Origin of the sequence: Algoriphagus sp. AGSA1 (assembly GCF_021390545.1) — a bacterium.
GTDB lineage: Bacteria > Bacteroidota > Bacteroidia > Cytophagales > Cyclobacteriaceae > Algoriphagus.
On record NZ_JAJUWR010000014.1, the window covers coordinates 71054 to 88711 of the forward strand.

General features: G+C 42.5%; 16 protein-coding genes. 3 read left to right on the plus strand and 13 right to left on the minus strand.

What is annotated here, in order from left to right:
* Nucleotides 1-4: 4 nt before the first annotated feature.
* The 8 genes from LZF95_RS12695 to LZF95_RS12730 form a co-directional block, all read right to left on the minus strand.
* Nucleotides 5-805 (minus strand): lipopolysaccharide assembly protein LapB, encoded by an 801-nt coding sequence (locus LZF95_RS12695; RefSeq protein ID WP_233755429.1) that lies wholly within the window; start codon nucleotides 803-805, stop codon nucleotides 5-7.
* Nucleotides 806-923: 118 nt separating this feature from the next.
* The gene (gene hisB / locus LZF95_RS12700) at nucleotides 924-2021 is read right to left on the minus strand and encodes a bifunctional histidinol-phosphatase/imidazoleglycerol-phosphate dehydratase HisB (RefSeq protein WP_233755432.1); all 1098 of its coding nucleotides are present in this window, start codon (nucleotides 2019-2021) and stop codon (nucleotides 924-926) included.
* A gap of 3 nt (nucleotides 2022-2024) precedes the next feature.
* Nucleotides 2025-3092, minus strand: coding sequence for a histidinol-phosphate transaminase (gene hisC / locus LZF95_RS12705; protein WP_233755433.1), 1068 nt, complete (start codon nucleotides 3090-3092; stop codon nucleotides 2025-2027).
* On the minus strand, nucleotides 3089-4384 hold the full coding sequence (hisD, locus tag LZF95_RS12710) for a histidinol dehydrogenase (RefSeq protein ID WP_233755435.1): 1296 nt from the start codon (nucleotides 4382-4384) through the stop codon (nucleotides 3089-3091). Before hisD ends, hisC begins: the two co-directional genes overlap by 4 nt.
* Nucleotides 4385-4423: 39 nt before the next feature.
* Nucleotides 4424-5284 (minus strand): ATP phosphoribosyltransferase, encoded by an 861-nt coding sequence (gene hisG / locus LZF95_RS12715; protein WP_233755437.1) that lies wholly within the window; start codon nucleotides 5282-5284, stop codon nucleotides 4424-4426.
* Nucleotides 5285-5552: 268 nt separating this feature from the next.
* Nucleotides 5553-6647, minus strand: a complete 1095-nt coding sequence (locus LZF95_RS12720; RefSeq protein ID WP_233755439.1) for a DUF922 domain-containing protein — start codon at nucleotides 6645-6647, stop codon at nucleotides 5553-5555.
* A 128-nt stretch (nucleotides 6648-6775) separates the two neighbouring features.
* The gene (locus tag LZF95_RS12725; RefSeq protein WP_233755441.1) at nucleotides 6776-7258 is read right to left on the minus strand and encodes a DinB family protein; all 483 of its coding nucleotides are present in this window, start codon (nucleotides 7256-7258) and stop codon (nucleotides 6776-6778) included.
* 180 nt (nucleotides 7259-7438) lie between these two features.
* Nucleotides 7439-8632 (minus strand): alpha/beta hydrolase-fold protein, encoded by a 1194-nt coding sequence (locus LZF95_RS12730; protein WP_233755443.1) that lies wholly within the window; start codon nucleotides 8630-8632, stop codon nucleotides 7439-7441.
* A 594-nt stretch (nucleotides 8633-9226) separates the two neighbouring features.
* Here LZF95_RS12730 and LZF95_RS12735 point away from each other — a divergent pair.
* On the plus strand, nucleotides 9227-9811 hold the full coding sequence (locus tag LZF95_RS12735) for a hypothetical protein (protein ID WP_233755445.1): 585 nt from the start codon (nucleotides 9227-9229) through the stop codon (nucleotides 9809-9811).
* Nucleotides 9812-9968: 157 nt separating this feature from the next.
* Here the strand turns inward: LZF95_RS12735 and LZF95_RS12740 are convergent, their stop codons facing one another.
* The 5 genes from LZF95_RS12740 to LZF95_RS12760 all read right to left on the minus strand — a co-directional run bounded on the left by LZF95_RS12740 (nucleotide 9969) and on the right by LZF95_RS12760 (nucleotide 13104).
* On the minus strand, nucleotides 9969-10622 hold the full coding sequence (locus LZF95_RS12740; protein WP_233755446.1) for a DUF2306 domain-containing protein: 654 nt from the start codon (nucleotides 10620-10622) through the stop codon (nucleotides 9969-9971).
* A 110-nt stretch (nucleotides 10623-10732) separates the two neighbouring features.
* Nucleotides 10733-11011 carry a type II toxin-antitoxin system RelE/ParE family toxin gene (locus LZF95_RS12745; protein WP_233755447.1) on the minus strand — a complete coding sequence of 93 codons (279 nt, stop codon included), beginning with the start codon at nucleotides 11009-11011 and terminating at the stop codon, nucleotides 10733-10735.
* Nucleotides 11001-11234 carry a hypothetical protein gene (locus LZF95_RS12750; protein WP_233755448.1) on the minus strand — a complete coding sequence of 78 codons (234 nt, stop codon included), beginning with the start codon at nucleotides 11232-11234 and terminating at the stop codon, nucleotides 11001-11003. Before LZF95_RS12750 ends, LZF95_RS12745 begins: the two co-directional genes overlap by 11 nt.
* A 63-nt stretch (nucleotides 11235-11297) precedes the next feature.
* Nucleotides 11298-11876 (minus strand): GDP-mannose pyrophosphatase NudK, encoded by a 579-nt coding sequence (gene nudK, locus LZF95_RS12755; protein WP_233755449.1) that lies wholly within the window; start codon nucleotides 11874-11876, stop codon nucleotides 11298-11300.
* 121 nt (nucleotides 11877-11997) lie between these two features.
* A complete protein-coding gene (locus tag LZF95_RS12760) occupies nucleotides 11998-13104 on the minus strand; it encodes an alanine racemase (protein WP_233755450.1) in 1107 nt (368 codons plus the stop codon).
* A gap of 433 nt (nucleotides 13105-13537) precedes the next feature.
* Between LZF95_RS12760 and alaS the strand changes: the two genes are divergently transcribed.
* Together alaS and gatB are read left to right on the plus strand one after the other, a co-directional pair.
* On the plus strand, nucleotides 13538-16162 hold the full coding sequence (gene alaS, locus LZF95_RS12765) for an alanine--tRNA ligase (RefSeq protein WP_233755451.1): 2625 nt from the start codon (nucleotides 13538-13540) through the stop codon (nucleotides 16160-16162).
* A 21-nt stretch (nucleotides 16163-16183) separates the two neighbouring features.
* Nucleotides 16184-17644 (plus strand): Asp-tRNA(Asn)/Glu-tRNA(Gln) amidotransferase subunit GatB, encoded by a 1461-nt coding sequence (gene gatB, locus LZF95_RS12770; RefSeq protein WP_233755452.1) that lies wholly within the window; start codon nucleotides 16184-16186, stop codon nucleotides 17642-17644.
* The last annotated feature ends 14 nt before the right edge of the window (nucleotides 17645-17658 follow it).

Below are 17658 nucleotides of genomic sequence, written 5' to 3' on the forward strand. Positions count from 1 at the left end.
TAGGTTATGAAGCACAGGATTCCAGTTGGGCTTTAGCAAAATCGCTGCCTTTTTTAGCCGCATTTTGAATGAACAGGCATCCATCGGAGTCACCCATAGAGGTCATACAAAGACCTTTTCTGGACATAGCTTCAAGGTGATTTGGGTTTTTCTTGAGCACAGCATCAAAATCCTCCAAAGCCCATTGTAAGTAACCCGCATTCATGTAGGCAAAACCTCGGTTATAAAGACCTACAACATTGTCAGGCTCACGCTGAACATAATGATTGAAAGCAGCAGCGCATCCCATGGCGTCTCCTTGATAAGCGAGTGACATTCCTATATAAAAATAAACTTTTGGATGTTCAGGATTCATTTCTGATGCCCTTCTGAGAAATTCCTCAGCTTTGTCAAATTTCTGTGTCATGATCATGGTACGTCCGAGCAGATACAAGACCTCAAAATCCTCCGCATCTAATGTCGCCGCACGTAAAATCCTAGTCTCGGCATTTTCATAATCCTTTTGCTCAAAAAGTAACTTGGCCAAGCCTGCATATGCCTGTGCATATTCATTGTCGATGGAGATGATGCGTTCATAGTCGGCCTTCGATTTTTCTAATTGACCAAGCTCTTCGTAGCACCTGGCACGCAAATGTAAGGCTTTGACGTCCGTCACATGAAAAAAAAGGTATTGGTTTAGGTTTTCAAGGGCATCCTCATATTTGTTATTGTTATAGAGTTGCTCGATTTTCTGAAGGCTGCTTGAGCATGAGCTACTTGCAATTATCAATAAAATAATAGTCAGGGTACGGAAAAGTCGTTTCATGACTAAATAAACAAAAAAAATAGGATTGGAAAAAATTTTTTCTGTGAAATTTTCCTAATCCTAAAATAAATTTTGACTAGAGCTTCAAGTTATTCGCCTAATCATAATTGTCTAACTACTAGAGCACTCCCTTGGTACTAGGCAGCTGATTGATGTTTCTGGGGTCACGCATGACTGCCATTTTGATAGCCCGTGCCAAAGCTTTGAAGATAGCTTCGATCTTATGGTGTTCATTGTCTCCCTCTGCTTTGATGTTAAGGTTGCATTTGGCAGTATCAGAGAAGGATTTGAAGAAATGATAGAACATCTCGGTAGGCATATCGCCAACTTTTTCCCGCTTGAAATTCGCCTCCCAGACCATCCATGGACGCCCGCCAAAGTCTATTGCAGCCTGGGCAAGTACATCATCCATTGGTAATAAGAATCCATAGCGATAGATACCTTTCTTGTCGCCAAGTGCTTTCAGATAAGCCTCGCCAAGGGCCAATGCTGTATCTTCTATCGTGTGATGCTCGTCTATATGCAAATCTCCGTTTACTTTGATTTCCAGATCAGTACTCCCATGTTTGCCTAGTTGCTCCAGCATATGGTCAAAGAAATGCAGACCCGTTTTGATATCGCAATGCCCATTTCCATCTAGGTTTAACTTAATGAAAATGTCAGTTTCCGAAGTTCTCCTTCGGACTTCCGCCGACCGGGGAGGCATCCTCAGAAAGTTATAGATCTCATCCCAATCTTTGGTGCTCAAGGCGGCTCTTTCAGTAGGCTCGCCTATAAATATAGCTTTGGCACCAAGATTCTCAGCAAGCTGCACGTCAGTCATCCTGTCTCCGATCACATAGGAGTTTTCCAGATCATATTCTTCTGAGAAGTATGCCGTTAAAAGTCCGGTATTAGGTTTTCGTGTTGGCGCATTTTCATATTCAAAACTCTTGTCCACATGAATTTCCTTAAAGAAGATATTCTCCTGCTCCAAGGTCTTAAGCATCTTAAACTGCGCCGGCCAGAAGGTCTTCTCAGGAAAAGAAGCTGTGCCGAGCCCATCTTGGTTGGTGACCATGACAAGTTCGAAATCAGTCTCTTCGGCTATCTTCCTTAGATTGGAAATAGCCTTTGGCAAAAACTCCAGTTTCTCTAAACTATCTACCTGGAAATCAGTAGGTGGTTCTTTGATGATTGTCCCATCTCTATCGATAAAGAGTACTTTCTTTTTCATTGTTTATAGATTAAAGCTTTCTGCATGGATTTTTTTTAAAGCCTGGATCAATGCCTCATTTTCAGCTCGGGTACCCACAGAGATGCGCAGACATTCTTCACAGAGCTGTACTTTCGACCGATTTCTGACGATGATTTTCTCCTCAATCAGGTCGTCATAGACATGGCTGGCATTTGGGATTTTAATCAAGAGGAAATTGGCATGCGAAGGATGGATTTTCTCCACGAAATCCAGTTCACTTATTTCTTTCCTGAGGTATTCTCTTTCCTGAAGGATATCGGCAATCATTGTATTGACCTTGTCCACTTTTTTAATAGCGTTCAACACAGTCTGCTGGGTAAGACCAGAGATATTGTAAGGTGGCTTGATGCGATTAAGGATCTTAATCATTTTCTTGCCGGCGAAAGCCATCCCTAGCCGAAGTGAAGCCAAACCCCAAGCTTTGGAAAATGTCTGCATGACCACCAGATTATCATAGTCACCCAGATAGGAGGTAAAACTTGGCTCATCGCTGAAGTCTATATACGCCTCATCCACCACAACTAGCCCCTTGAATTCGGTCAATAGCTTTAAAATATCTTCTCTTTTGACTTTATTTCCGCTGGGATTATTGGGCGAGCACACAAAGATGATTTTGGTGTGCTCATCCACATGATTTAGAATTAAATCAGGCTGAAGTTGGAAATCTGCCGTCAACGGAACTTTGCGGGTCTCCACATCATTGATACCAGCGCTCACCTCATACATACCATAGGTAGGAGGAAGAAGGATCACATTATCTTTTCCTGGATTGCAAAATGCCCTGAACAATAGATCTATAGCCTCATCTGAACCGTTTCCCAAAAATATCTGGGATGCTTTTACGTTTTTTATTTTTGCGATTTCGGCCTTTAGTTCCAGCTGGTAAGGATCCGGGTACCTGTTGTGATCCTCATCAGTAATGGATCCGTACGGGTTCTCGTTGGCATCTAGAAATATGCCCTCCTTTCCGGTATATTCATCCCGTGCGGATGTATAGGGTTGGAGGTTTGCGATATGCGGTCTAAGTAAGGGGGTTAAGTCAAACTTCATTTTTTCTGTTTTTTTAGATGTTTGAGTCTTATTGACACGGCATTTTTGTGAGCTTCCAGTAGCTCGTTTTCTGCCATGATTTCTATAGTGGGTCCTATATTTTTCAATCCTTCAGGACTGATTTTTTGATAGGTTATTTTCTTTACAAAGCTGTCTAAGGACACCCCGCTGTAATTTCTTGCATAGCCATAGGTAGGCAAGGTGTGATTGGTGCCGGAGGCATAGTCACCTGCAGATTCAGGAGTATAGTTTCCGATAAAAACAGATCCCGCATTGTAGATAGCATCCACCGCCTCGTCTTCTTCCACTACGCTGATGATCAGATGCTCAGGAGCATAGAAATTGATCAGTTCTATAGCGTCCTCCGTTTTGTCGATGATCACTGCTCTGGAATTAGTCAAGGCTTTTTTTGCGATATCCTTTCTTGGGAGATCTTCAAGTTGAGACTCCATTTCCTTGATTACCGCCTTCGCAAATTGCTCCGAATCCGTCACTAATATTACCTGGCTATCCACGCCATGTTCTGCCTGTGAAAGTAAATCGGCAGCTACAAAAGCAGGGTTTGCCGAAATATCAGCATAAACAAGAACTTCAGAAGGACCAGCGGGCATATCTATCGCCACTCCGTATTTAGTAGCTATCTGTTTGGCCGCGGTTACGTATTGATTGCCGGGACCAAAGATTTTATCCACCTGGGGTACGCTTTCAGTTCCAAACGTCATTGCGGCGATCGCCTGGGCACCACCGACTTTCACTATTTTGGTGATACCCACCAAATCAGCGGTGTAAAGGATTGCCGGATGGATTTTCCCTTCTTTATTCGGAGGAGTACACAGCACGATTTCCTTGCAACCGGCCAATACGGCAGGAATGCCAAGCATGAGCACGGTGCTGAAAAGCGGTGCAGTTCCTCCGGGGATATAAAGCCCCACCTTTTGGATAGGTATGCTTTTTCTTCTGCAAACTACCCCAGGCATAACTTCATCTACCAGATCCGGTGTAGTCTGTGCCATATGAAATCGCTCAATATTAGTCTTGGCCGCCTGTATTGCTTCTTTTAGGGCAGGGGATAGGGCAGCTGAGGCAGCCTGTATTTCTACCTCGGATGGATAGAGGGATTCCAATTCAACGTGATCGTATTCTGCTGCGAATTTGAACAGGGCTTTGTCCCGATTTCTCTTCACTTTTCGCAGGATAGGCTTTACTATTTTATTTATCTGCTTGGTTTTAATGGTGGGCCGGGCCAATTGTTTTTTCCAAGTTTCCTTTGCAGGATTATCCAGGATTTTCATCTTTTGTCTGGTCTAGGAGGTGAATAGAGTAGCTTGTATTTAGAGAATCATTTTTTCTATAGGAACCACCAGAATACCTTCCGCGCCTGCAGCCCGGAGTTCCTCGATATTTTCCCAGAACTGATCCTCGTTCAATACGGAGTGTACGGAAGACCAGCCTTCTTGTGCCAGTGGCAAAATAGTAGGGCTGCGCATGCCCGGTATCAAGCTGGTGATCTTTTCAATGGATTCATTCGGTGCATTGAGCAACACATATTTGCTGCTTTTGCCTTTCTGAACGGCGTTGATTCTGAAGAGTAATTTCTCTGCGATTTCTTTTTTCCAATCCTCAAGATCATTATTGGCGATCAAAACTGCCTCGGATTTGAAGATCTCTTCTACCTCTTTCAGTCCATTCATCATCAGTGTGGAGCCGGAGCTCACAATATCGCAGATACCTTCTGCCAGTCCTATGCTGGGCGCTATTTCCACTGAACCTGATATCTCATGTATATCTGCGCTGATATTTTGGCTTTTGAGGTAGTCCCCCAATATTTTTGGGTAGGAAGTCGCTATGCTTTTTCCCTGGAAAAAATGAACTCCGGTGTATTCCTGACCTTTGGCTACTGCAAGAGAAAGTCTGCATTTAGAAAATCCCAAGGCTTTCATGGTAGTGACATTTTTGTCTTTTTCCACTACCTCGTTTTGGCCTACGATTCCCAGATCAGCCACTCCATCAGCTACATATCCGGGGATATCATCGTCGCGGAGAAATAAGAATTCAATAGGGAAATTGGTGGAAGTGGACTTGAGTTTGCCTGTTCCATTATAAAATTTGATGCCACATTCTTTGATGAGGCTAAGTGAGTCTTCAGATAATCGACCGCTTTTCTGTACGGCAATACGGATAATTTTTTCCATGTTGGCAAGTTACGCTAAGAAGTAAAAGATTGTAAGGGTTTTGGTGAAAAGCGGAATCCCTGTCATCGGCTTCACCGGTTGTATAAAATTATTCCTCAGGAGGAATGATGGAAGTGATGCATCAAGTTGCCTTGACGTGCAGTTGCTAAAAAATCAATATTTCTATTGCTGTTTTCCATTATCGTTGGCAAAGATAGGGGGTCACTGAGAAAATGCAAATCAGATTGGTTTTTTTTGAGAATTTACTTTGGGGACAGTCAAGTAGGGTTCAATTTCCTATGCCCAAAAGTATTTCCAGGCTTTGATAATTTCCTGAAAGTGCATCGGTTATCAAATTATTCCATTTATCCTGGATCTCTTTATTCAGCCCATGTTTGGTTTGCTGATCATAAAGCTCCTGCATCCGGTTCATTTCCCTATAGGCATCCCAGTATATATCATTGAGTTTTGCCTCAAATAAGTAAGGGTCAGTATCCATTGACTTTAGCTTTTCCTTCATGCGGTCAGCCGCTATTCTGGTGATGTCAAAGTGCCGTTGCTCATGGTTGCTGGCATAACTGTCGGCATGTTTGACCCAGGATTGCGCAGGGATCATATATACTTTGATCTCAATGTTTTGTATGATTTCACCATCTTCCACAGTAGCGTTTCCCTCTATGGATAGACTGCTGAAAATCGTGGCATTAAAAGAACTGAGGGGACTGGGGGATTCTTTGAAGTCATCCCATGTCAACGGTCTGCCAGGGTCATAAAACACCGTGTCCGCTGTACTTTTACGTACCGGGTCAATGATGTTAAGACGCACTTTTTTTGCAAGTAGTCTATTACCCATGCTCTGCGCACTTATCCAATCGTCAAAGTATTTCCATCCGTTCTCGAACAAACTCCTGACAGCTGGCTCAATATGATGGGGTTGGTTTATCGGGCGACGATAATTGGTTTTGCTTTGAAAGTCCACCAGATGTTCCGGTTCATTTGGACCGATCAAAAAGAAACCCAATTTCAATTCTATCTCTCCTTTATAGGCTTTCCAATCCGCTTGGTAGATTTCGCTTTGATCAAGCGTATGGATTTTGACCAATATGTTGTGACTAGGGGCGTGGGTGGGTTTTATTTTTGATCGGTATAGAGCAAGGGTTTGTTCAGCTAGTTTTCCGTCGAATGTCAGTGAATGTGCTTTTCGCTGGGCATCAAATAACCGCCCGACTTCTTTGCGACCTCGGGTGTCCAGGAGCTGATCAAAGCGGTAATTTCTCTCTTGCGCAGGAAGTTCACCAGGCTGTAGCTTCAGGATAATGTCCTGTGCGCAAGAAATGCCGGAAGAAATAAATATAGCTATGATTGCCAGTAGCAATGCCTTCATAAATCTGAAAACGGCTTAGATTTTGAAAAGTTAAAGAAATGGGTTCCGTGGAGCTGGAGCAAGGAGGTAAGCCAATAGTAGGTAGAAGTATATCTCCAAAAGTGGAAACTTCATTTCTATCAAACTACTTATACTTGCCCTTTTGAACTTTCAGAAATAACTCTTGCCAAAAGAGCTATTTGCCCCAAATGGTAAATGTCATGATGAAGTACACCCAGGATCAATTCATAATAGGTGTAGGTATGATCACCGAATTTCTTTTCTAAAATCCCTTCCTCAAATGATGAGAAATATTCCAGCCAGGCTTCTTGTGAAGCATGCAGACGATCCAATGTAAGATTCCATTCTTCCTCAGAAGGATCTTTTATCGGCAAAAAGAAATTATGGGATGGGCTGGAGTAGGTGTTTTTGTGGATCCCTTCAAGCACAAGTTCCCTCCAACTTATGAGGTGATTGAGGATCTCCCAAATGGAATTGGTCTTGGGGGAAAATTTATAAGCTGCCAGTTCTGGAGTAATCTGCGCTAATTTATCTACAAAGTTTACCCCTATCCAGGGATTTTGATTGTATTGCTTGGAAAAAAGGCTACGGATTCTCTGGGATTCTTTCATACGATCAGGATTTACTAATTCAGAAAAATACAAAATTGAAAGCGAATTAGCTTGGTCACCCAGCGGCAGAGCCACTTAGTTCCGATAGCAAATGTTCGGATTCTGCCCAACTGGTTTTACAAATGATAATGGCCTGCCCAAATAATTTTAGGCAGGCCAGTTGGATTTTGAAATTGGTGATTATTGAAACAGCAAAGGTGCAAACTGCGTCAGATACACACGCCAGTTTCTCCAGATATGTCCTCCTTCAGATTCTATATACTTATAAGGCATGCCCATAGCGTCCAGTTTAGCTCTGTATTCTGTATTGGCATCGTATAGGAAGTCGGTTTTTCCGATTGCGATCCAGTACAGCTTATAACCATTATCCATTTGGTTTTTCAGTGTGCCGTCTATGTCACTGTAAACACTGTTGCTAGCATCTTCTCTAGGCATGATCGCTGCGGAGAACAGTCCCATGTAGTCAAATGTGTTAGGATAAAACCTGGAAATATGCATGGTATGATAGCCTCCCATAGACAGCCCGGCAATAGCCCGGTTCGCTTTGTCTTTCTTTACCTGATAGTTGCTTTCTACGAATTTGACAATATCCATGAAATTTGCCTCGTAGGTTCCGTCCATCGTTTTGGGGATCATAAAGGCCGGTTTATACATGCCTTCACTTCCCTCACCGGGAGCGGCATCTTGGATCACATTACCATTAGGCATGACTACGATCATCGGTTTAGCTTTACCTTGGGCTATCAGGTTATCCATAATCTGAGCTGTCCTTCCCAATGCAATCCATGCCTCCTCATCACCACCTGCTCCGTGAAGTAAATATAATACAGGAAATTTCTCCTTTGACTTTTCGTATCCCGGAGGGGTATATACCGTAAGCCTCCGATCCATTCCCAATCCCGGGGAATCATACCATCTTCGTGTGACCGATCCGTGAGGTACATCTTTTACTTTGTAAAGTGCGGCCTGACCTTCACCCACAAGAAATACATTGGTGACTGAAGCTACATCACGAATGAGGAATGGATTGTTTGGATCTGTGATTTTGAGCCCATCTACGATAAAAGAATAGCTATACAATTCAGGATCGAGAGATTCTGTAGTAAAAGACCAGATGCCTTTGTCATCTTTGGTCAAGTCAGCTGATCCAGGCCCATCCATTTCTCCCATAGGGGTTTCCATTTTTACGGTAGGCAAGAAGTCACCTGTCACCTGTACCTTTTCTGCATTAGGTGCAAACATGCGAAAAGTGACACGGTCGTCCTCATGGATTTCGGGAGAAGTAATCTGCTGGGCTCCGAATAAGGCTTCCTGGGCTTGGGTGTGTGTTCCAAACAGAAAGAGTAAAAAGGGCAGGAATAAGTTTTTTTTCATAAGAGAAGAGTTCATTTTAAGTTAATTGGATCTGATCGTTTCAGTATAAACAGGCGGTTTTATTTCTATTGTGTCATGATGACAATTACGGTATTATGCTGATGAATTCCAAATAAAACACCCTATTTAAGATTAGAAAAGCAAGATCGACCTAGGTGAACTAAAGTGATTTGTGCGATCTAGTATTACTGGGAATAGAAATCTGTCCGGGTTTGGATGAACAAGTTGTATTCTAGCGGACGAAGGGTGTCCAAAAACGTACAGATATACTTTTGGTAAAAATCCAGTTCCAGTTTTTCTCATCATTTTCAAAATTAAATTTCCTTAACAAGCAAGAGTCCGCGCAACCTACAAAATGCAGGGATAAGAGTGGAAATGTCCGCTAGTAATACAGTCGGACAGAGAAGTGACCATATTTTGTACATGTTTTAAGTGATTGCTGAAATTTTTTCAGAATTAAATTTTGGATTTTAACTTTTTATTGAGGTTTCGGAAATATTCTTGGAACTGTGGGACAAATTGAAAATTGGATTGGTATGCCCTTCGCATTAAGGATAGCACAACAAAAAATCTAAAATTTTAAACCAACATATTATGAAAACCTTATTAACAGTAGCATTAGCCAGCGTATTTACTTTTAGCTCTTTTATAGCGAGTGCAAGCGAAGATCTAAGATCACTTTCCACAGTAAATGCCAAAGACAAAAAAATCAATGTCACCCTTAATGAAGGAGTGGGCACTGCAAAGATCTCCATTTTGTCCCCTGAAGGAAAATTGCTTAGCAATAGAAAAGTACGGGTTAAAAATGAAAACCTGTTGGTGCCTTACAATATGGAGAACATGCCGGCGGGGGAATATCAGGTGAAAATCATCACGGATCAGGAAGAAGTAATCTATAAAGTGGCTACGACAGCCAAGCCAGAAGCTGCGGCTCTTCCCTTGATGGCTTATGGTAAAACAATAGATGAAAATACCGTAAGATTAACCGTAGTGGGACTGCTTGAGCCTGGAGTGGAAGTAGAAGTTTATTCTAACGATTCTGGCAAAGTAATCCATTCAGAGCACATAGATCAGAATGAAGGGTTTATAAAAGACTTTTCCTTCACTAATTTTGAAACAAAGGACATTCATTTGAAGGTTACGGATCTTAAAGGAAAAAGCAAAACACTTTACTTCTAAGTTTTAATAAGCCAACTATTATCAAGAGCTCAGATTTCAAATCTGGGCTTTTTTTATTTCTACCATAGGTAGGGGAGATAGTAAACCCATTCTTGAACTCACTATAATTCTTATTTTATACAAATTTGGACAAAGAAAACATTGACATACTATCCATTCAGAGGATTTGATTTTTCATCGCAAAGCTTTGCCTTTCCGTTATTTTTCTGCGCACTATCCAAAACGCAAGTGCGATATTCGGAACCCAGCAAAGCCAAGCAACTATCCTATAAGCAGGAATAAATTCCCCGTGGTGTAAGGTGATTAATAGCGGGAGCCAGATTCTGAGTGTCACCGCCGCAAAGCATGCCGCATAGCTAAAGATCATCCAATTTTCGTGCGCATCAAAATCATGCTTTTTGGCAGTAAGCCAACCCATCATGGTGCTTACTAGCCATATGACCCCCAAGGATACGAAACCCAGAACACTTGCCATTCCGCCTGTGGCATGGATCCCAATGTAAATCCCGGCGATGCTGCTGAAAAATGCCGCCGTAACATATCCCATTCCGATTTTCTTATGCAGTTTTCTGTTTCTGTCCCGAAAAGCTTTTGGGAATTGAACCCAGCCGATTAAAAGGGCTACTCCTCCCAACACTATATGGGTGTAGAATGCAGTGTTCCAGAGGGGATTGCTGAGCAGTTCGGCGGTTTTGGATTGTAGTAATCCGAAATTTCTGTCTAGGATAAAATACAGGATAGGGTATAGGCCTACCACAGTGCAGAGTAATCCAAATATCCACCAGAGGATTTTTTTCAGAATAGGCTTCATTGAAGAATAAAGTAGACTAAATGACCTCGACTTTGCTTGGATTGTGAGCGTGTCAAATGACGTACAGTCAAAATTTATTTTGGATACTGGTCTGATTGCGTATATACAAACTATTTGAAACCCTGTTCATATTTCATCAAACCAAATACAATTATTTTATCAAGTTCTATTTTGTACACAATAACATATCCCATAAAGATCATACCACGGATAGTATCATCCTCGAAATAAATGGATTTCCTATGCTTGAGAGGATGACTTTCAAGAGTTCGAATTTGATTTAAGAGTTTTTGCTTAAATCTGCGTGCTGCTTGTGGTTTATCACTTGCTATGTAAGCTACTTGTCTATTGAGTTTTTTCAGAAATAAAGACTGAATCTCAATTTTCATAACGCTTTATGGTCTCCTCTAAAATTTCATCAGCTTCTTCCAAAGAAAAGGTTTTTGTATTTCCAGATTTAAGTTTTTGATACTCATATTTCAATTCTGGTTCAGAAAATCCATAATCAGGTTCTGGCTCTATCACTTGAAGATCCTCTTTATCAAACTGCTGGAGAAGAGATAAGACTTTATCTAGGATCTTCTCATTAACTTTAATTTTGATCGTTTCCATAGTGAAAGATAAGATTTTTCAATTTTAAATTCACTGAATTTAAAAAAGTGAATGATTTACGATTCATAAAATCCCCTGCAATCTCAAATGCTGAATCAGCATAATTGTTTTGGCATCCTTGATTTCCCCAGTGCTTATCATACCCAAGGCTTTTTCATAAGCCATTTCCAGCACTTCTATATTTTCTTCTTCATGATCCACTCCACCACCTTCACTGACTTTCATGTCTGTTGTATAGGCGGCGATGAAGAAGTACAGGATCTCCGTCACTGAGCCCGGAGACATGTAAGCTTCGAATACCTTTTTCACATCCTTCACTAAATACCCTGTTTCCTCCTCTGTTTCTCTACGGATGCAGTCTTCCGCGTTATCCTTATCCAGTAGTCCGGCACAGGCTTCGATCATCATGCCTGATTCATTGCCATTGGTATAGGTAGGAAGACGAAATTGTCGTGTTAGAATTACGGTTTTCTTTTCCTGATTGTACAAAAGGATTGTCGCTCCATTGCCCCGGTCATATGCTTCTCTTTCCTGTGTGATGACTTCACCATTTTTCTTGGTGAATTGGAAAGTGATTTTGCGGAGCGTGTACCAATTGTCTGAAAGTACTTCGGTTTTTAAAAGTTTGATGTCTTTGATCATAAGTATGTCTTCTGGTAAAAACAAACCCAGCGTTTAGGTCTGGGTTTGTGTTCGGGTTTTTTAAGGTCAATATAAAATTGTCTATTTCCCACCTTTTAAGTCTTGTATAATCTGTGATTGATTAATGGGCGCTGCCTTCTGCGTGATCCACCATTTTCCCATCCAGCGTCATGTATTCGCCCATAGCGTCAGCGGTCATACATGAATGCACCGGAAGAATCCCAAGTATGTCCCCAACTTTTACTTTAGCCAGCAACTCGTCTGTGGCCTTGATTAAACCATGTTCCTGGGAAATGCTTTTCAGAAAGGACTTCTGCTCAGGAATAGTCCAGCCATTTTCATTTAGGTAAACTACCTCCCCAAAGTTTTTCAACCCATTTTCTCCTACCAATACATCTTTGGCCAAGTGCACACCGCCTCCATGTACCAGGATTTCTTTCCGGTCTTTTTTGATGTCCACCACAGGTACTGCAAGGCAAACAGCGATGTCTGACCGCTCACATCCTCCCAGCTCAGCCTGCATCAGGTCATAAAAAACAAAATTGCCAGGTCCCATCTCGTCTATATCCTCAAAATCCTCCATCACTGCGCAGCCAGGTGTATCTCCAATCCTAGTTACCAAATTTGGATATTCGGTTCTGTATTTATTTTTGAGCATTCCCAGCGCATTTCTGGATTGCTCGTATATAGCCGGAATATCCGGCATATAATAGGTATGCCCGGGATGTAGATAAAAACCTTTGAAATTCAGTTTGTCAGACTTTTTTGCCAGCAGCAAAATCTCTTCCAGTAATCCAAAATCACTCACTTCTACTCCAGTCCTGCCATAGCCTGCGTCGATCTCTATGAAAAATCCCACCGGATGCTCCAATTGATCTACGAGCATCTGGGTAGTGGCGACGTTGATCAACTGTACCGAAATAGCCTGTTTTGCCGCTATTTGATTGAGTTTTGGTATTTCCAGTGGATTAAAAGGAAAAGCGATGTGAATATTCACCCATCCTTGACCGCTTAAATACTCCGCCATTTTCATGGATGAAACTGTCACTTCTGTGATATTATATTCCTTGGCCCAATCTCCGATTTGATTTGACTGGGCAGTCTTAAAATGCGGTACCAACTTCATATTATGGCGTGCAGCTTTATCTGCCATGCGCTTGAGATTGGCTCTACAGATTTTTTCGTCCAGAAGTAATGTAGGAGAGGATATTTGATCGAGGTAGCTCATTAGTTGCGATAGAGTTTATAGAAATTTTATTGAAAGTAAGGTTAGACAAAGGGAAATACAAGTTGTAAGCGGATTTACGAAACACGATTTTTGATTTACGGGATTCCCGGAGAGTTGATAGCCACTTTTGTCTTCCAGCGTTTTGGGAAAAGGTTTTTCAATCCCAAAGGGAGGACAGAATTCTAGGCTGATTGGAAATAGGTACAATAAAACCCGGAATGGGTGAGATCCTTAGTTATAAAATCCTTTAAGGTTTCAAACACCTCCAGGATGCTGAATGAAAACTGCGCCTTTACGTCCTTTCGTGAAATTATTCAGATTGAGAAATTCATAGCCCGATGCAGGTAACACCGCCATTTCTGCTAATTTTGTCACCCAATCAAATCGCCTGATAATAGGCCAAAAAAGCATTCTAAATTGCCTCAAAACCTCCATGGAAGCAAAGAAAATAAGGAGCACCTTTATAGAGTTTTTCCAGTCAAAGCAGCATCATTACGTCCCTTCATCACCGATTGTGGTCAAAAATGACCCAACGCTGATGTTCACAAATGCGGGAATGAACCAGTTCAAAGACGCATTTCTGGGCAACGAAGCCGCCAAATATTCCCGTGTAGCCAATTCACAAAAATGCCTACGCGTCAGTGGTAAGCACAATGACCTAGAAGAAGTAGGAGTGGATACTTATCATCATACCATGTTTGAGATGCTGGGCAATTGGTCTTTTGGTGATTATTTCAAAAAGGATGCAATCGCCTGGGCATGGGAATTATTGACCGAGGTGTATGGACTGGACAAAGACCGCCTATACGTGTCTGTCTTCCAAGGAGACCAAGGAGATAACCTCGGGATGGATCAGGAAGCCTATGATCTTTGGAAAGCCATAGTACCGGAGGATCGTATCATCATGGGATCCAAAAAAGATAATTTCTGGGAAATGGGTGACGTGGGACCTTGCGGGCCTTGTTCGGAAATACATATTGACCTTAGGTCAGATGGGGAACGTGTCCAGGTGGCCGGAAAAGACTTGGTGAATAATGACCACGAACAGGTGATCGAAATCTGGAATTTGGTCTTTATGCAGTTCAACCGGGTTTCTGATGGAAGTCTTAAACCTTTGCCTGCCACCCATGTAGATACCGGGATGGGTTTCGAGCGGCTGGTACGGGCTATCCAACAAAAATCCTCCAATTATGACACGGATTTGTTTGCTCCTTTTTTGGCTGCATTGGCTAAGAAATCAGGTAAGGTTTACGGGGAAGATTTGCCTACAGATATTGCCTTTCGGGTGATTGTGGACCATATCCGTGCGATTACATTTACCATAGCGGATGGGCAATTGCCTTCCAATAATAAGGCTGGATATGTGATCCGTAGGATACTTAGAAGAGCCGTTCGCTATGGCTATACATTCTTGGGTTTTCATGAACCATTTTTGTATGAATTGACCGGTTTGATCGCTGATAATTTCGGGGATATTTTCCCGGAAGTCAGGCAGCAGCAGGAGTTTATTGCCAAAGTGATTTTCGAAGAGGAGTCATCCTTCCTTCGCACCCTGGACAACGGGTTGAAAATGCTAGACCAGATCAAAGCGGAATTGAGGGGGAAAGGGGAAAAAGTCATTCCCGGAAAAACTGCCTTTGAATTATACGATACCTTTGGGTTCCCACTGGATCTTACATCTTTGATCGCCCGTGAGAGCGGCCTTTCACTGGATGAGAAAGGTTTTGCCCAGGAAATGGAAGCCCAGAAAACCCGCTCCCGTGCAGCTTCCGAATCAGAAACCGGGGATTGGGTGGTTGTAAATGAGGATGACGGAGTGGAATTCGTAGGCTACGATTACTTAAAAGCACATGCTCAGATCATCAAGTACAGAGTGATCTCTGATAAAAAGGGCGACAAATATCAGATAGTATTGGATAAGACTCCGTTTTATGCGGAAAGCGGGGGGCAGGTAGGAGATACTGGCTGGCTGATCTCTGAGACAGAAAAAGTGAGAGTGATCGATACAAAGAAGGAGAATGACCTGATCGTTCATTTTGTGGAAAAACTACCAGCTGATCCCGAAGCTAAATTTGGAGCTGAGGTCGATGCCGAAAAACGTTATTTGACTGAAAACAATCATACTGCTACTCACTTGCTTCAGTCGGCTTTGAAAGAAGTCCTTGGGGATCATATCCAGCAGCGTGGCTCTTTGGTCAATCAGAACTTGCTTAGGTTTGATTTTTCCCACTTCAGTAAACTTACTGATGAGGAGATATCTAAGGTGGAGGATATAGTAAATAGTAAAATCAGGCAAAATATCCCTTTTTCGGAGCAGAGAAACGTGCCGATAGAGGAGGCAAAAAAACAAGGGGCTACAGCGCTTTTTGGTGAGAAATATGGTGACTACGTTAGAGTGGTCACATTTGATAAGGATTTCTCTGTGGAACTTTGCGGAGGCACACACGTACCTCAGACGAGTAAAATAGGTTTGTTCAAAATTATTTCGGAAGGCTCCAGTGCGTCGGGTGTCCGAAGAATCGAGGCGATCACCGCTAAGGCAGCAGAGGAATACTTCCGCAAACAGGATAATATGGTGAAGGAAATCCAGGAATTGCTTAAGAATCCAAAGGACTTAATAAAGTCAATTGAATCGTTGATTCAGGAGAGAAATGAGCTTAAAAAAGAAATTGGTTCCCTACACTTGGAGAAAGCTTCGGGTGTGAAAGCGGAGCTGCTCAAGCAATTCGTGCCTGGAGATGGGATTAATACCCTTATTGCACAAGTGGAACTACCAAATGCTGATTCATTGAAGAAACTTGCCTATGAATTGAAAAATGAAACCGGGAACGCTTTCGTTATTTTGGCAGCGAAAATTGATGACAAGCCTCAGATCGCGGTGATTATCGAAGACGATCTGGTCAAAGACAAGAATCTGAACGCGGGTCAGATCGTGAGGGAGTTGGCAAAGGAAATCCAAGGAGGCGGTGGAGGACAGCCGTTTTTTGCCACTGCTGGTGGAAAAAATCTCGCTGGACTACAAAATGTGGTGATCAGAGCCAGGGAGTTATATCTTTAGAAAATAGAAAAACACGAGCGGATGCTAAGTGAAGAGATAAAGAATAAATATCAATTGGTTATAGGGCTTGAGGTGCATGCGCAGCTTATGACCGAGAGTAAAATGTTTGCTGCTGATGCCAATGCCTATGGGAAATCACCCAACACACAGATTTCTGTGATTACCTTGGGGCACCCTGGCACTTTGCCGAAGGTAAACAGAAAAGCTATTGCCTTTGCCATCAAGATGGGATTGGCTTGCAATTCTGAGATTACCCGACACAACGTATTTGCCCGAAAAAACTACTTCTATCCGGATCTGCCCAAAGGATATCAACTTACGCAGGACAAAGGGCCTATTTGTGTAGGAGGGACAGTTCCGATCCAGTTGGCGGACGGCACCAAAAAAGACGTGATCTTGAACCGAGTGCATATGGAAGAGGACGCCGGAAAGTCCATTCATTTGGCAGGAGAGTCTGACACATTAGTCGATTTTAACCGCGCCGGTACTCCGTTGATTGAGATTGTAACCGAGCCCGATATCAACAGCCCTGAAGAAGCATATGCTTTTCTGGCGGAGGTGAAGAAACTGGTGAAATACCTGGATATCTGTGACGGCAATATGGAAGAGGGATCGCTCCGCTGTGATGCCAACGTCTCTGTGAAGCTGAAAGATGCTAAGGAACTGGGCAAAAAAGTGGAGGTGAAAAACATGAATTCCTTCAGGAATGTGTTCCGCGCAATTGAGCACGAGCATGAACGCCTGATAGGCCTGATAGAAGCTGGGGAGGAAGTTGTTTCTGAAACCAGAACTTTTGATGCAAATACAGGACTTACGGCCAGTATGCGTACCAAAGAAGACCTGAATGATTATAGATACTTTCCTGAGCCTGATTTGAGTCCAGTCGTGATCTCAGACGAGTGGCTGAATGTCGTAAAAGCTACCATGCCTGTTTTGCCAAGAGAACTGCACAGAAAATTTGTGGAATCTTATGGTTTGCCGGCTTATGATGCCAGTTTCCTGACAGAATCCAAGGAAGTCGCTCTATGGTTTGATGAGCTTTGTGGCAAAACCCAAAACTATAAAGCGGCGTCTAACTGGATGATGGGGCCTATAAAATCAACGCTAAATGAGCAATCGTTAAGCATGCAGGATTTTCCGGTGAGCACAGATTCTCTTTCCCGGTTGATTGCTTTGGTAGATGAAAATAAAGTAAGCAACAGTGCGGCATCTCAGAATATCTTTCCTGAAATGTTAGTAACTCCTACAGAAAGCCCATTGGAAATAGCCCATCGACTTAATCTGCTACAGGAAAGTGATGAATCCTCACTAAAGCCGATCGTTGAAGAAGTATTGGCAGCAAATGCAGTAAAAGTGAAGGAATACAGATCAGGTAAAAAAGGTTTGATGGGTTTGTTCATGGGGCAAGTGATGAAAAAATCCCAAGGAAAGGCAGATCCCAAAGTGGCAACAAAACTATTGACAGAATTATTAGATAATTAACCCATGCTGAATCG